The sequence below is a fragment of the Paraburkholderia unamae genome (assembly GCF_003268775.1).
In the GTDB taxonomy this organism is placed as follows: Bacteria; Pseudomonadota; Gammaproteobacteria; order Burkholderiales; family Burkholderiaceae; genus Paraburkholderia; species Paraburkholderia unamae.
In genome coordinates, this window is the sequence record NZ_QLSU01000003.1 from 157606 (window position 1) to 172981 (window position 15376).

At 66.0% G+C, this 15376-nt stretch carries 10 protein-coding genes; 4 read left to right on the forward strand and 6 right to left on the reverse strand.

Translation table 11 applies throughout. The features are described 5' to 3' along the window. Positions 1–19: 19 nt before the first annotated feature. The 4 genes from C7401_RS05915 (at position 20) to C7401_RS05930 (ending at position 5727) form a co-directional block, all read left to right on the forward strand. Positions 20–1408, forward strand: coding sequence for an amidase (locus tag C7401_RS05915; protein ID WP_112170428.1), 1389 nt, complete (start codon positions 20–22; stop codon positions 1406–1408). Between the two features lie 172 nt (positions 1409–1580). Then, a complete protein-coding gene (locus C7401_RS05920; protein WP_112170429.1) occupies positions 1581–4031 on the forward strand; it encodes a type VI secretion system Vgr family protein in 2451 nt (816 codons plus the stop codon). A gap of 196 nt (positions 4032–4227) precedes the next feature. Beyond that, positions 4228–5139, forward strand: a complete 912-nt coding sequence (locus tag C7401_RS05925; protein WP_112170430.1) for a WD40/YVTN/BNR-like repeat-containing protein — start codon at positions 4228–4230, stop codon at positions 5137–5139. A gap of 249 nt (positions 5140–5388) precedes the next feature. Further along, positions 5389–5727: a DUF2322 family protein gene (locus C7401_RS05930; protein ID WP_258396919.1), complete on the forward strand. Its 339-nt coding sequence runs from the start codon at positions 5389–5391 to the stop codon at positions 5725–5727. A 55-nt stretch (positions 5728–5782) separates the two neighbouring features. Here the strand turns inward: C7401_RS05930 and C7401_RS05935 are convergent, their stop codons facing one another. The 6 genes from C7401_RS05935 to C7401_RS05960 form a co-directional block, all read right to left on the reverse strand. Then, a complete protein-coding gene (locus tag C7401_RS05935) occupies positions 5783–6712 on the reverse strand; it encodes a LysR family transcriptional regulator (protein WP_112170431.1) in 930 nt (309 codons plus the stop codon). A gap of 102 nt (positions 6713–6814) precedes the next feature. Beyond that, the gene (locus C7401_RS05940; RefSeq protein WP_112170432.1) at positions 6815–7729 is read right to left on the reverse strand and encodes an ABC transporter ATP-binding protein; all 915 of its coding nucleotides are present in this window, start codon (positions 7727–7729) and stop codon (positions 6815–6817) included. 77 nt (positions 7730–7806) lie between these two features. Further along, complete coding sequence (locus C7401_RS05945) at positions 7807–8778, reverse strand: ABC transporter permease (protein ID WP_112170433.1); 972 nt, start codon at positions 8776–8778, stop codon at positions 7807–7809. A gap of 64 nt (positions 8779–8842) precedes the next feature. After that, positions 8843–9883 carry an ABC transporter substrate-binding protein gene (locus tag C7401_RS05950; protein WP_112170434.1) on the reverse strand — a complete coding sequence of 347 codons (1041 nt, stop codon included), beginning with the start codon at positions 9881–9883 and terminating at the stop codon, positions 8843–8845. 56 nt (positions 9884–9939) lie between these two features. After that, positions 9940–11772: an allophanate hydrolase gene (gene atzF, locus C7401_RS05955; RefSeq protein ID WP_112170435.1), complete on the reverse strand. Its 1833-nt coding sequence runs from the start codon at positions 11770–11772 to the stop codon at positions 9940–9942. Next, positions 11763–15374 (reverse strand): 5-oxoprolinase/urea amidolyase family protein, encoded by a 3612-nt coding sequence (locus C7401_RS05960; protein ID WP_112170436.1) that lies wholly within the window; start codon positions 15372–15374, stop codon positions 11763–11765. The genes atzF and C7401_RS05960 overlap by 10 nt, the downstream gene beginning before the upstream one ends. Between the last annotated feature and the right edge of the window lie 2 nt (positions 15375–15376).

The window sequence follows — 15376 nt, forward strand, 5'->3', positions numbered from 1 at the left end:
CATTCACGCAAGGAACCCCATGTCATTTCTCCCTGCCACGCCCCTGCTGCAACTGGTCGCCGACCTCGACGCGGGCCGTTCGACGAGCCGCGCGCTCGTGGAAACCGCGCTGGAGCGCATCGCCGCCGAGGGCGGCAACGGCGGCCACGCATTCATCTGCGTCGACGCCGAACGCGCGCGGCGCGAGGCCGACGCCCAGGACGCGCTGCGCGGCGCGGGCGTGACGCTTTCGCCGCTCGCGGGCCTGCCGCTCTCGATCAAGGACCTGTTCGACGTGGCGGGCGAGCGCACCCGCGCGGGCTCGCGCGTGCTGGACGACGCGCCGCCCGCCGCCGCCGATGCGCCCGCCGTGGCGCGCGTGCGGCGCGCCGGGGCCGTGCCGCTCGGGCGCACCAACATGAGCGAATTCGCGTTCTCGGGCCTCGGCCTCAACCCGTGGCGCGGCACGCCGCGCTCGCCGTGGCGCGACGCCGCGACGGGCGAGGCCTGCGTGGCGGGCGGCTCCTCGTCGGGCGCGGCGGCTTCCGTGGCGGGCGGCATGGCGGCGGCGGGCCTCGGCAGCGACACGGGCGGGTCGCTGCGCATTCCCGCCGCGTTCTGCGGCCTCACCGGCTTCAAGCCCACGGCGCACCGCGTGCCCACGCGCGGCATGTTCCCGCTCTCCACCACGCTCGACTCCACGGGCGCGATCGCGCCCACCGTGGCGTGCTGCGCACTCGTCGACCGCGTGCTCGCGGGCCTGCCCGTGGACGGCGACACCGCACGCGTGCGCCCGGCCGCGCCGAAAGGCCTGCGCCTCGCGGTGCTCTCGAACTACGTGACCGAAGGCATGGACGCGCATGTGGCGCGCGCGTGGGACGACGCGCTCGCGCGCCTCTCGCGTGCGGGCGTGCAGCTCACGCCGCTGCGCCTGCCGTTGCTGGAGCGGCTGCCCGCGATCAACCGCTTCGGCTTCTCACCGATCGAAGCCTACGCCACGCATCGCGGCCGTCTCGACGCGCTGGCGTCGCGCTACGACCCACGCGTGCTCGCGCGCATTCGCGTGGGCGAAACGGCGAACGCCGCCGACTATATCGACCTGCTCGCGGCGCGCGCTGTGGCGATCGAAGACGCGCGCGCGGCGCTGGACGGCTTCGACGCCTTCCTCATGCCGACCGTGCCGATCGCGCCGCCCGCCATCGCGGCGCTCGAAGCCGACCCGGCGCACTTCGCGGCAACCAACGCGCTCGTGCTGCGCAACCCTTCTGTGGTGAACTTCCTTGACGGCTGCGCGGTGTCGCTGCCGTGCGCGCCGCGCGGCGCGGCGCCCGTGGGCCTGAGCGTGGCGGGACTCGCTGATACGGACGCACATATGCTGAGCGTGGCGGCTGCGATCGAAGGCGTGTTGCAGAGGGCGAACGCAAGCTGACAATGCGAGCCGCAACCTGACTTCTCGGGCAGGCCATCAGGCCTGCTTGACCAGCTATCAAGCAATCAAAAAATCAGGCCCCCTCCGCCACAGCGGTTTCAGACGTGTCTGATTGTTGAGCCCGCATCGATCCAGTCAGCATGAGACTCCACCCAATACAGGGGACTCATGTATGGCAGAACTCGATCCGATCAACGCGGTCCGCGGCAGGCAAGCCTTTCATCTCGACGTGCCCGGAACAGAAGCAACCGCGGCGCTCTCGGTCGTGTCGTTCAAGGCCACCGAAAAAATGGGCGAACCCAACATCGTCCATATCGAACTGACCCACCCGCAGCAGTTATTGCGCGCCGACTTCCTGAGCCGTGACGCGGTCTTCAGCATCAAGGCCGATGACGGGACCATGCGGCGCATCTCCGGCTTTATCGAGCGCTTCTCAACGCTTCAAACGACGAAGGATTTCACAAGGTACGAGGTTGTCCTCAAGTCGCATTTCGGACGGCTCGAAGCCGTCATGAACACCGGCAACTACCAGCACCAGAGCACGCCGGACATTCTCGCAGCCATCCTGCGCCGCCACGGGCTGAGAGACCATCAGTTCCGCTTCCGGTTGCGCCGCCAGTACCCCAAACACCTGTTCCGCATGCAGCACCACATGACGGATATGGCCTATGTCCAGATGCTCTGTCAGAAGGCGGGCATCTGGTGTTTTATCGCGGAGACAGAATACGGCGATCAGGTCGTTTTCGCCGATGACATCGACCATTATCTCTACGACGAACCGCAACGCGTCGTGCAGTACCGCGAGGCGGCGGGACTCGAAGCGGGTGGCGTGGAAGCCGTCACGGCGATCAAGACCCATACCGTCACAGTGCCGCAGTCGTTCATGGTGGCCGAGTACAACCCTGAATCCGCGTGGGAGCGTTTTCGCGCCTCGGCTTCCGTCGCGCCCGGGGACCCGACCACCTACGGCCAGCCGTATATCTACGGCACGAACCACCTCGACGCGGACGGGGCGCAGTGGGAAGCGCAACTCAGGCACGAAGCGGCCATCGCCGGCCAGGTTGTGTACGAAGGCGCGGCCAACGTGCTTGCCCTGCAATGCGCCACCGTGCTCGAAACGGATATCGTGCTGCCCGATGCGCCCAAAGGCATGGTCATCATCGAGACCACCCACAGCGGCGCGCGTGACGCTGCGTATTCGAACACCTTCAGGGCCATTCCTGCCGACCGTCGTTTCCGTCTGGAACTGAAGCCGGAAACCTGGGCAAAAATCAGCGGCACGCTGAGCGCACGAATTTGCAGTCCGGACAAGTACACCTATGCCTACCTGAATGCCTCCGGCTATTACGTTGTCCGTTTCGATGTGGACTTCGCAACGTGGCCCAAAGGTGGCGAGAGCGTACCACTGCGCCTCGCTAAACCCTTCGCGAGCAAGCGGCAAACGGGCTTTCACTTTGTCGCCCTGGACAATGACGAAGCGGTCATTTCATTTCGAGATGGCGACCCTGATAAACCGGAAATTATTGCGTTTCATCATCATTCGCAGGCGCGGGACCTCATCACGAGCGACCGGCGCTGGCTCTCGCGCAACACGATCCGCACGCAGAAGAACAACAAGCTGCGCATGGAGGACTGGGCGGGCCAGGAGAGCATCAAACTTAGCACGGAACACTCGGGCAAGTCACAACTGAATCTCGGCTACCTGGTCAACAACAAACTCGAATACCGGGGCGAAGGTTTCGAGACGAGAACATCGGGTTACGGGGTCAATCGTGCGGGCAACGGGCTGATGTTGACGGCCTACGACCGCCCTGGTGCCACCGGCAAGCAACTGGACATGCAGGAAACCATCGCGCAGCTCGAAAGCGCGCTGGCGACCGCGAAGGCGCTGGCGACATCCGCCAGCAGCGCGAAGGCCGAACCTGCCGACACCGACGCGCAGCGTCAGATCAAGGACGATCTGGACGGCTTGAAGAAGCCGGGACTGTTGATGAGCACACCGGCCTCGGCTGCGCTGGTTGCGGGCCAGGGTATGCAGTTCGCGGTGCAGGGCGACATCTCAGGAGTGGCCGGGAAGAACGCGGACTGGAGCGTGCTCAAGCGTTTCACGGTCGCGGCGGGTGAAAAGCTGTCACTGTTTGCGCAGAAATTTGGCATCAAGATTTTCGCGGCCAAAGGCCCAGTCGAACTCCAGGCGCAGGGCGGCCCCATGTCGTTCACTGCGGACAAGGACGTGAACGCTGGCAGCGTCAATGGCAAAGTCAATTTGTCCGCTGCGAAAGAAGTCATTCTCGAGTGCGGCGGCGCGTTCGTCCAGATCAAGGACGGCAGCCTTACGCTGGGCGGCCCGGGTGACTTGTTCCTCAAGACCATCACCGTGCAGAGGCAGGGAGCACAGACTCTGTCGGCTGCCGTTCCATCTCTGCCCGAATCAGAGGGGAATTTCGATGAGGCATTTGTGGTTCATTGGGCGGGGTCAGAAATTCCGGTGGCCAATACCCGCTATCAGATGTATTCGGAGGGCAAGCTGATTGCGGAGGGCATAACGAATGAGTACGGCGAGACTTCGCTGGCGCAGAGCCATGTTCCGCAAGGTGTTTCAATCAAGTTGAAGGGCAACTAGAAATGGCAGACGAAGACCAGGATGCGGGATACGCGGAGTCGTATATGACGCTGAAGTCATACACGAAGCGTGCGCGCGTAGAGCGTACCGCCTGTGATGTCCATGTGCCGACCGCTGCGGATTCGATCATCGGACATTGTGAGTATTACTAAACCGCAACACCGTTAATTTTTTCCGCGGAACGATTGACGGCGGCTTGACGCGCTATTTCCAGCAGCCGGGACAGGACGCGGCCTGGTGGTACTCGAAGGACTGGAGCACGCAGTACGTCAGCACGGACTGGATGGACTACAAGCAGGCCGAACATCAGAAGGGGCTAGCGCCACATATCACGAAACTCTGGCGCTCACGCGACGGTGGCAAGAACTGGACACAGCTTGACTGGCCGGAGAACCGCAATATCGGCCAGCTATTGTTCCTTGACCCTGACCGCGGCTATGCAGTTGGCTGGGGGCCACATGTGTGGCGTACCGCGGACGGCGGGCGCACGTGGAAAGCAATCGAGGTGCCCCTTCTCGCAACGGATCACGAAGCGCCACGAAAAACCTTTGACGCTGTCGATCTTGGTCCGGACGGCGTACTTCGTGTCGCGTATTACCTGCCCCAGATGGAGGACACGCCGGCGGAGAGCATCGTGGACCAGCTGAAATGGGATAGCGACGCGTTCGAGACCGACGTGAAACTTCCTGCTCAGGTAGTCGTTTCGCTCCAGTCCGAGCCGGTGCCCCCCGATTATGGCTATTCGGTTTTTTCGCTATCCCGGCTTGGGCCGCCGCGAGACTGGAACGACCTGGGTGACAACGGGCGCCGAAGTGGTGCGCTATCGACATGGGGAAATCGCGCCAACCAGACGGTCAAGCAACTCCACACCTTTGAGGTGCGCCTGACGCTGGACGGTCTAAGCGTTGGCAAACGTGGCGTGCTGCTTGTGTATGCGACGGACGCCAGCGGTGACGGTGCGCCCCGCGACATTACCCTGGCAAGCAAAGACTACGGCAAATCATGGAATGAGACCGACGACGGAATTACGCAGGGCGTCTATTTCGATGCTGCCACAAATACGCAATACGGCCTGTACGCCTATACGTTGAAAAAGCGAATCTGGTAAACAAACTGTACCCGATGAGCACCGCACCGCTTCGGCGGCGGCACTTCAACATTGATGCGCGGCTTTTTCGATTGCTCTGTAACATGCGCCCCTCACGCCGTCACCATCGGGTGGCTCTCCCCCTCTACCCCATAAGATCCGTCCCTTCATTCAATAGAATTTAGCTAGAGACCGCCCCGCCTGGTCGAATCGACTAGGCATCAGCTAAGATACGGCTCCAGCTATCGAACCAACGGAGTGTTTTCAGTGATTCAGGCAATTCAACCGGGCGCCGTCTTCAAGGACAATCTCGCACTGCTGCCGGGCATCGACGGCATCGAGCGCATCGATCTCGTGGACGCTCAGGGCAGCGTCGTGGCGAGCATCGAGAACAAGCCCGGCAAGCAAGGCTCGCTCGCGGTCTACCACTATCTGCGCGAAGCGTTCGGCACGCTCGACGCCAACGCCGCCGAGCACGGCCTCGCCGTTTTCGCCGAACACACCGCCGACGCGCACAACCGCCCCGGCGCGCACCCGAACGTCGACCGCCTGCTCGAAGTCGCTTCGGGCGGCGCGGCGCTGCGCATCGACGTCACCGCGGCAGCCTGAGCCGGGCTCCGGGTTCGCCGGGTTCGCCGGGCTTTGAGCCTCGGCGCATCCAGGCTCAAGGCGGCCCGCAACGCTGGCCGTCTTTTCCCCTTCCTCGCGCCGGCGCGCCCGCGCCCTGAATCTCCAGCACGACCTGCTGAAGCAGCGCGGTAAAGCCGTCGTAAAACCCGCGTATCACGTTGCGCTCGTGCGTGAGCACGGCGAGCGGCGTGGTGATGGCGGGCCGCACCGGGCGAATATGCAGGCCCTCGCGCTGCATGCTGCGCGCCGTGATCTCGTCGACGATGGTCGCCCCGCACCCTTCGGCCGCCATCGCGCACGCCACGTAATAGGTTTGCACCTCGATCTGCGGCTTCGGCTTCACACCGAGCTGCGTAAAGCGCCCCGCGATGATGCGGCCGATGCTGTCGTTGGCCACGATGCCGATCAGGTCCTCGCCGTCGAGCGCCTCCAGCGCGAAGTCGCCGCCCGCCTGCGGCCCGAGGTACACGAGCTCGCATTCGCCGAGCGCCTGCGAGCGCAGATCGGGGAACGTCTCCTCGCCGTAGATCACCGCGAGATCGAGCTGACGGCTGCGCAGGCCGGAAACGAGCGCGTCGAGGTGATTGGTCTCGACCTCGCAGGTGACCGACGGGTAGCGCCCGCGAAACGCGCGAATCACGCGCGGCAGGATCGAGAGGCCCATGCTGGGCAGGCAGCCCACGTGCAGCCGCCCTTCGGGATAACGCCGCAGGTTCACCGCGAGCGCCTTGAGCTGGTCGAGCCCCTGGTGCAGCCGATCCACCTCGACATAGAGAATGTCGGCCTCCACGGTGGGATGCAAGCGGCCCTTCACGCGCTCGAACAGCTTGAAGCCCAGTGTGCGCTCGGCGTGTTGCAGCACCTTGCTCGCGGCGGGCTGAGTGACGCCCAGCAGCTTCGCCGCCTGGCTGATCGAGCCGGTCTGCCGGATCGCATGGAACACCTCGATATGGCGCAGGCGCATGGCGCGCTCCCCTCTCGTTGATCCCGCAACATATAACACAAGGTTATGTATCGGGGGGAGTCGGAGCGCTCACCCAGAGGGATAAATCCGCGCCCGGCCCGCTCACTCCACCGTGTCGTTCACGTCGGTCAGGCGGATCATGTGCGGGCGCACGCGCGCTTCGTCCTCGGGCTCCTCCTGCGCAGGCGGATGAATGAGCGCGTCGAGCCGCGCGCGCGTGGCGAGGAACTCGGGCGAGTTGAACTGCGCGTAGCTGCGCGGGCGCGGCACCGGCACCTCGATCAGCTCCTGCACCGCGCCGGGATGCGGCTTGAGCACGAGAATGCGATCGGCGAGATAGATGGCTTCGTCCAGATCGTGCGTGATGAAAAAGATCGTGATGTCGACGTTGCGCCAGATGTCGAGCAGATGCGCCTGCATCTTCGCGCGTGTTTGCGCGTCGAGCGCGCCGAACGGCTCGTCCATGAGCAGGATGCCCGGCCGGTTGGCGAGTGCGCGCGCAATCGCCACGCGCTGCTTCATGCCGCCGGAAAGCTGGTGCGGGTACGCGTTCGCGAACTTCTCCAGACCCACGAGATCGAGCCATTGCAGCGCCTCGCGCTCGGCCTGCGCGCTGCCCTGCCCATTCATTCGCAGTCCAAACATCACGTTCTTCTTGACCGTGAGCCAGGGGAAAAGCGTATAGCCCTGGAACACCATGCCGCGGTCCGCGCCTGGACCGTTCACGGTCTTGGCGTTCACGCGCACTTCGCCCGAGGTTTGCGCTTCGAGCCCGGCGAGAATGCGGATGAGCGTGGACTTGCCGCAGCCCGAAGGTCCGATCACGCACACGAACTCGCGCCGGTGCGTGGTGAAGCTCACGTCGGCGAGCGCCGTGTGCTCGCCTTGCGGCGTGACGAAGCGCTTCGTGAGGTTGCGCACTTCGAGAATGGGCTCGCGCGCTTTCAGGCGTTCGAAGCGCGCGCGCACCGCATCGGACTGAAGGAGATAGTCGGGGACGGTTTGCGGATTGAACATGATGCGGTCCTTGATTTACCGGATGCGTTTTCGAGGCGGACGAAGGCTGGCGAATGTGGCGAACGCGGGCAAAAACGTCACGCCTTGAGCGTGCGGTCCCACGGGAACAGCTTGCGCCCGAGGAACGCGAGCACGAGATCGGTGCCGAGGCCGATGATGCCGATCATCATGATCGCCGCGTAGACGTTGTCGAAATGCTGGTAGCGCGCCTGCTGCGTGATGTACCAGGTGATGCCCGAACTCGTGCCCACCAGTTCCGCCACGATCAGGTAAGTCCACGCCCAGCCGAGCAGGATGCGCTGATCGCGGTAGAGGTCGGGCAGGATGCCGGGCACGACCACGTGCGTGAGCAGCCGCAGGCGCGAGGTGCCGAGCGTCATCGCCGCTTCCAGCAAGCCGTATTCGAGCTTGCGCGTGGTGTTGGCGATGATGAGCACCTGCTGGAACAACGTCCCGATCACGATGATGGCGATCTTCGGCGCATCGTAAATGCCGAGCACGGCCACCATCAGCGCGCCGAACGCCGGGGCGGGCAAATAGCGGAAGAACTCGAAGAACGGCTCCTGCAAGCGCGCGAGCGCGCTATAGGTGCCGCACACGACGCCGAGCGGCACGCCGATCAGCGAAGATACGACGAAGCCCCAGAAGATGATCTGCACGCTGTGCCAGAGGCTCTGGTGCAGCCACATGCCGTCCTGCGCGGCGGGGGGCGTCGCGAACGCGGTGTAGAACGCGCGCAGCACCTCGTGCGGCGCGGGCAGATACACCGGGTTCGCGGGCTGGCCCGCCGGCAGCGCGGCGTGAGTCTCGCGCGCATGCGCGAGTTCGTCGGCGAACACGGCCTTGTCCACACGCATGCCGGACTGGAAATAGTCCACGCTGCCCGGCTGCGTGATCAACACCTGCGGATGCCACACGAAAGGCACGTAGCTCACCACGCACCACACGAGCACCGGCAACAAAAACGAGCCGAGGCCCAACATCCACTTGCCGCGCGGCGAGAGTTCGCGGCGCACCGCGAACCATCCGGTCTGGCTGATTTCGGCCATGATGTTCTCCTGCTGGATGACGACGTATCGACGTATCAACGCATCGACGGTCGGGAAAGGCCGCTTACTTCAGCGCGCCGGTAAGCGACGGGTCCACGTACGCGCCCACGTCCTGCGCGCTCTTGTAGACCTGGTACTTCACGTTGAACGCGTCGGCGGCGCGGCTCGAACCGTAGAGCGAGCGAAAGCCGTCAGCCTTCACGTAGGCCTGTTGCGCCTCGGGCAGCGTGAGCAGTTTCGTGCCCTTGAGGAGCGGCAGATACTGCGCGGGCGTGAGACCCACGCGCGCGGCCATGATCTTCACGGCGTCGGGTTGCGTGGCCGGGTCGTCGATGTACTTCACCACGCGATACCAGACTTTCGCGAGCTTTTCGTAGTCGGCCTTGTGCGCGGCGAGGCTCACGGGGTTCACGGCGAGCACGTCGTAAATCAGGCCCGGCTCGTCAGCGGAGGTGAACACGGGGCGCGCACCCGGCACGGCGCGCTGCGCTTCGCCCGCGTTGGGCTGCCACGCGGCGATGGCGGCCACGTCGGATGAGGCGAGCACCTGCGGCGTTTCGTTGGTCTTGGCGTTCACGAGCGTGACGTCGCTCTCCTTCATGCCCGCGCGCTGGAGCGCGTCGAGCAGCAGCAGGTGATCGACCACGCCGAACTCCACGCCGATCTTCTTGCCCTTGAGGTCCTGGATCTTGCGCGCGGGCGGCTTGGCGATGACCATGTCGTTGCCGTTCGAATAGTCGGTGATGAGCGCCATCACGTTCTTCGCGCCGTTCGCGCCCATGGTCAGCGCGTCGCCGTTGGTCACGAGCACGGCGTCGAGCTTGTTGGCCGCGAAGGCGTCCATCGAGGCCGCGTAGTCGAACCAGTCGAACTTCACGTCGAGGCCCGCTTCCTTGAACCAGCCCTTGTCGATCGCGACCTGCCACGCGACCCAGCCCGGCCAGTCGCTATAGCCGATGCGCAGCGGCGCGGCGCTCGCGGCCTGCACGCCTGCCGCGAACAGGCCGGTGGCGAGCGCAAGCGCGCTGGCGGCGCGCAGCGCCCAGCGGCGCAGCGGCGTGGGGGCATTGGCCTCGCTTGCGAACGAAAGGGGCGTCGTCTTCATGGCGGATCTCCAGGAGTAAAGGTGCAACGGTTTGCTTGATGTGATGGCGTGGGGTTTCATGCTTCCGCGCGCTCGGCAACAGCGGCACCCGCGGCACCCGCGGCACGATAGGCGCGCCAGCCGCCGAAGGCGCTGATGTCGCGGGCGTTGACGAGCGCGGCGTTCTCACAGAGAAAGCCGAGCGCCGTGGCCCCGCTCGCGAGTTCGAGCGTGCCGATGCCAAGCGGCGCCGGAATACCCGCGACGAACGAGCCGAACGCGGCAGTCGGCATCTCCCAGACTTCGACTTCGATTGCCGAGCCGCCTTCGTTCACGCGCACGAGGCCGGGCTTGGCGGGCGCCTGGGGTTGCGCTTGCGTTAGTGCGTAAAGGCGATAGGCGTTCGCGGTCGTCGTGGTTTCGACGAGGTGCGCGCCGCGTTCGGTCAATTGCACGTTGAGCGGTTCGCCGCTCAAGTGCGCGCCGACCACGGCCACGCGCACGGTTGATGGTGCAGCGTCGCGCGCAGGCGCTTGCGTTTCGCCAAGCCATGCGCGGGCCAGATCGAGCAGATACGCGTCGTCGTGTGCACGCGCAACGAACGTAATGCCAAAAGGTTTGCCCGCATGGGTTCCCGTTGCGCACCGGCCCGCCGGCACGGCAAGCGCGCTCAGGTCGAGGAGATTCACGAAGTTGGTGTAGTAGCCAAAGCGCGCATTCACGCCGATCGGGTCCGCCTCCAGTTCCGCCACCGTGGACGTGGTGGGCGACGTGGGCGTGACGATCGCGTCGATATGCGGCCACACGCGTTCGCTTTCCATGCGCAGCGCAGCCAGGCGGTCGAGCGCCGCGAACGCATCGGCCGCGCTCCAGCGCGCCGCGCCGCCCACGATCTCGCGCGTGACCGGATGCAGCGCCTCGGGCTGCGCTTCGAAGAACGCGCGGATCGCGGCAAGCCGCTCGGCGACGAACGGTCCTTCGTAGAGCAGCCGCGCCGTGGCGAGAAACGGCTCGAAATCAATTTCCACGAGTTCGGCGCCTGTTTCACGCAGTTTCTCCAGCGCTTCGGAGAATGATTCGGTATACGAATCATCACCGTAAAATTCGAGCTGGGTCGCACGCGGCACACCGAGGCGCACACCGGCGAGCGAGGCGCGAGCGCGACCCGTGGGCTGCCAGGCGCGCGCGTAAGGGTCGTCCTGCGCCACGCCACGCGCGCTCTCGAACACGCGCTGCGCGTCGTCGGCCGTCTGCGCGAAGATCGAGACGCAATCGAGCGAGCGGCACGCGGGCACGACGCCCAGCGTGCTCAGCACGCCCTTGGTCGGCTTGAGCCCCACGAGTCCGTGGAAAGCGGCGGGCACGCGGCCCGAGCCCGCCGTGTCGGTGCCGAGCGAGAACGCGGCAAGGCCAAGCGCCACCGCCACCGCCGAGCCCGAACTCGAACCGCCCGAGGCATACGCCGGGTCGAGCGCGTTGCGGCACGCGCCATACGGCGAGCGCTGGCCCGAGAGTCCCGTGGCGAACTGGTCGAGATTGGTCTTGCCAACGGGAATCGCGCCCGCCGCGATCAAGCGCTCGACCACGGGCGCGCTGCGCTGCGGCGTATACGCATAGGCGGGGCAAGCCGCCGTGGTCGGCACGCCCGCGAGGTCGATGTTGTCCTTGATCGCGAAGGGCACGCCATAGAGCGGCAGCGTGGCCGGATCGCGGTCCGCCAGCGCATTGGCGTAACGCATCATCTCGTCGCGCGTCAGGGCGCGAATCCATACGCGATGCGGATCGTCGCCGCCGGTGCGCGCGGCAATGCGCTCGACCAGTTGCGCGGGCGTGAGGCTGCCGTCGAGGTAGCGCGCGCGTAGCGCCTCGATCGTCACCGGCAGATCGTCGTTGTGCGGATTCATTGACATGCGGCCTCCTCGCCGCTCACGGCGGTTGCTTGCATCGCGTGCGCCGATGCTTCGGATGCCACACGAATCACCATCAAACGCTGCCCTGCCGTTACGGCGTCGCCCGCCGCGCAATCGAGCGTCTCGATCACGCCGCTCGCGCCCGCGCTTACCGTCACTTCCATCTTCATCGACTCCAGAATCGCGACGTCCTGGCCTTCCTCCACACGTTCGCCTTCAGCGACGAGCAGTTTCCACACGCTGCCCGAGACATCGGCGCCAATCGCGCGGCAATCTTCGTCCAGCGCCTCGGCGGCGCGCGCGGCGCTCGCGGCATCGTCCGCCGCGCCTTCGGCCACGTACTCCGCCTGCCCCGCCTCGCGCCAGCGTTCGCGCTCCGCTTCGAACGAAGCCTGCTGCGTGGTCTTGAACGCTGCGATGGAGGCGGCCTCGTCACGCAGGAAGCGCTCGTAGGCGCCGAGATCGAACACGGATTCCTCGATGCGCAGGCTGCGCCGCCCCGCCAGGAACTCGCTGCGCCATTCTGCGAGTTCGGCCTCGCTCACTTCGTAAAAACGGATCTCGTCGAAAAAGCGCAGCAGCCACGGCTTGCCCGGCGTGAACTCGGCCGTCGTGCGATAGCGGTTCCACATCTGCACGGTGCGGCCCACGAACTGATAGCCGCCGGGGCCTTCCATGCCGTACACGCACAGGTACGCGCCGCCGATGCCCACGGCGTTCTCCGGCGTCCAGGTGCGCGCCGGGTTGTACTTGGTGGTGACGAGGCGATGGCGCGGGTCGACGGGCGTCGCGACAGGCGCGCCCAGATACACGTCGCCGAGACCGAGCACGAGATAGCGCGCGTCGAACACGATGCGCTTCACGTCGTCGATGCTTTCTAGCCCGTTGATGCGGCGGATGAACTCGATATTGCTCGGGCACCACGGCGCGTCGGGGCGCACCGACTGCATATAGCGCTCGATGGCCACGCGCGTGGACGGATCGTCCCACGAGAGCGGCAAATGCACGATGCGGTTGGGCACGCGCATGGCGTCGACGGCGGGCAACACCGCTTCGGCATCCTGAAGATGAGCGATCAGGCGATCGAGCGTGAGCACGGCCGGATCGAAATGCACCTGGAGCGAACGGATGCCCGGCGTGAGGTCGACGATGCCCGGCAGGCGATGCTCAAGGAGCCGGTTCATCAGCGCATGCACGCGAAAGCGCAGCTTCAGGTCGAGCACGGACGGGCCATATTCGATCAGCAGATTGCGATCGCCAGAGCGGCGGCAAACCACGCTCACGTCGGCCGCGTCGTCGCGGTAAAGCACGCACTCGTGCGCGTTTTCACTCGCAGCGGCGGGCAACTTCGGCACAAAGCGCACCGTATCGCCGGGCCGCAGTTGCCCGAGCTTCCACAGTTCCTCGCCAACCACCGTGACCGGGCACACGAAGCCGCCCAGGCTCGGGCCGTCCGGGCCGAGAATCACGGGCATGTCGCCGGTGAAGTCCACCGCGCCGATGGCGTAAGCGTTGTCGTGAATGTTCGACGGATGCAGGCCCGCTTCGCCGCCGTCCGTGCGCGCCCACTGCGGCTTCGGGCCGATCAGGCGCACGCCCGTGCGGCTGGAGTTGTAGTGCACGGTCCAACGCGCCTCGTAAAGCATGGCGATGTCTTCACGCGTGAGGAAATCGGGCGCGCCGTGCGGGCCGTCCAGCACCGCCAGTGCCCACTCGTGCGTGAGCGCAGGCACGCGCTCCTGCGCGAGCTTCGCGCCCGCCTCGCCCTTGCCCGCGCCGGGCGCGAGATGCAGCACGTCGCCCTTGCGCAGCGCGCGGCCCGCATGGCCGCCGAACTGGCCCAGCGTAAAGGTCGCCTTGCTGCCCAGATAGTCGGGCACCTGCAAGCCGCCCAGCACCGCGAGACACGCGCGCACGCCTGCACCCGTCACGCCGCCGAGCTTGAGCACCATGCCCGCGCCCGCGCGCACCACTTCCCAGTACGGCACCGGCGCGCCATCGAGCGTCGCGGCCAGCGGCGCGCCGCCCAGCACGAACAGCGTTTCCGTGTTGAAGCGCAGTGTGGCGCCGACCATCGTGAATTCGAGCCCGGCCGCGTCGGGCGCGTTGCCGAGCAATGCGTTCGCGAGGTTGAACGAGCGGTCGTCCATCGGGCCCGACGGCGGCACGCCCACGTCCCAATAGCCCAGACGCCCCGGCGTCTGCTGCACGGTGGTCTGCACGCCGCCATCGAGCACGTCGATGGTGTGCGGCGCGAACAGGAAGCGGCCGAGAAAGCCCGTGGTCTGCTCGCCCGCCACGAACGTTGCGCAGCCAACGATCGCGCGCAGGTAGTCGAGGTTCGTTTCGATGCCGTAAAGCTGCGTGCGCGCGAGCGCCGATCCGAGCTTCGCGAGCGCGGCTTCGCGCGTGGCGCCCGTGGCGATCACCTTGGCGAGCAGCGGGTCGTAGAACGCGCTGACTTCGGTGCCCGCGTCGATCCAGGTGTCCACGCGCGCGTCGGCGGGAAACTCGACATGCGTGAGCAGGCCCGAGCTTGGCTGGAACTGGCGGTTCGGATCTTCGGCATACACACGCACCTGGATGCTCGCGGCGCGCGGCGCAAGCGTGTTCGTCGGCGCGAGCGTATCGAGCGGCGCGAGCGTGCCTTCGGCCTGGCGAATCATCCACTCGACGAGATCGACGCCGTACACCTCCTCCGTCACGCCATGCTCCACCTGGAGGCGCGTGTTCACCTCCAGGAAGTAGAACGCGCGCGTTTGCGTGTCGAACACGAATTCCACGGTGCCCGCGCTCGCGTAGCTCACCGCCTTCGCGAGCCGCACGGCGGTGGCATGCAGCGCACGGCGCTCGTCGTCACTCAGGCCCGGCGCGGGTGTTTCCTCGATCACTTTCTGGTTGCGCCGCTGCACCGAGCAGTCGCGCTCGCCCAGCGAGATCACCTCGCCCCGGCCGTCGCCGAACACCTGCACCTCGATATGGCGCGCATGCTCGACGAACTTTTCCAGGTACACGCCCGCGTTCGCGAAGTTGGTTTCGCCCAGGCGCGCGACCGAGGCAAACGCGGCTTCCAGTTGCGCGGCGTCGCGGCACAGCGACATGCCGATGCCGCCGCCACCCGCCGTGCTCTTGAGCATCACGGGGTAGCCCAGCGTGGCGGCGGCTTCGAGCGCGCTCGCGACATCGGGCAGCAGGCCCGTGCCGGGCAACAGCGCCACGTCGTTGGCGCGCGCGATCTCGCGCGCCGTGTGCTTGAGGCCGAAATCCGTCATCTGCTCGGGGCGCGGGCCGATGAACACAATGCCCGCGCGCTCGCACGCCCCCGCAAACGCTGCGTTCTCCGAAAGAAAACCGTAGCCCGGATGCACTGCCTGTGCGCCCGTGCTGCGCGCCGCCGCGAGTATCGCTTCGGCATTGAGGTAGCTTTGCGCGACGGGCGCGGGGCCGATGCAGACGGCTTCGTCCGCGAGCGTGACGTGCATGGCGTGGCGGTCCGCCTCCGAATACACGGCGACCGAGGCGATGCCCAGGCGTTTGAGCGTGCGGATCACGCGGCAGGCGATTTCGCCGCGATTGGCAATGAGGATCTTGTCGAACGCCATCG

Bases quoted from the DNA above. Each gene is read 5' to 3' on its own strand.
- atzF (WP_112170435.1), bottom strand. From the start codon at position 11,772: ATGTCAATGAATCCGCACAACGACGATCTGCCGGTGACGATCGAGGCG.
- C7401_RS05940 (WP_112170432.1), bottom strand. From the start codon at position 7,729: ATGTTCAATCCGCAAACCGTCCCCGACTATCTCCTTCAGTCCGATGCG.
- C7401_RS05960 (WP_112170436.1), bottom strand. From the start codon at position 15,374: ATGGCGTTCGACAAGATCCTCATTGCCAATCGCGGCGAAATCGCCTGC.
- C7401_RS05945 (WP_112170433.1), bottom strand. From the start codon at position 8,778: ATGGCCGAAATCAGCCAGACCGGATGGTTCGCGGTGCGCCGCGAACTC.
- C7401_RS05950 (WP_112170434.1), bottom strand. From the start codon at position 9,883: ATGAAGACGACGCCCCTTTCGTTCGCAAGCGAGGCCAATGCCCCCACG.
- C7401_RS05915 (WP_112170428.1), top strand. From the start codon at position 20: ATGTCATTTCTCCCTGCCACGCCCCTGCTGCAACTGGTCGCCGACCTC.
- C7401_RS05935 (WP_112170431.1), bottom strand. From the start codon at position 6,712: ATGCGCCTGCGCCATATCGAGGTGTTCCATGCGATCCGGCAGACCGGC.
- C7401_RS05920 (WP_112170429.1), top strand. From the start codon at position 1,581: ATGGCAGAACTCGATCCGATCAACGCGGTCCGCGGCAGGCAAGCCTTT.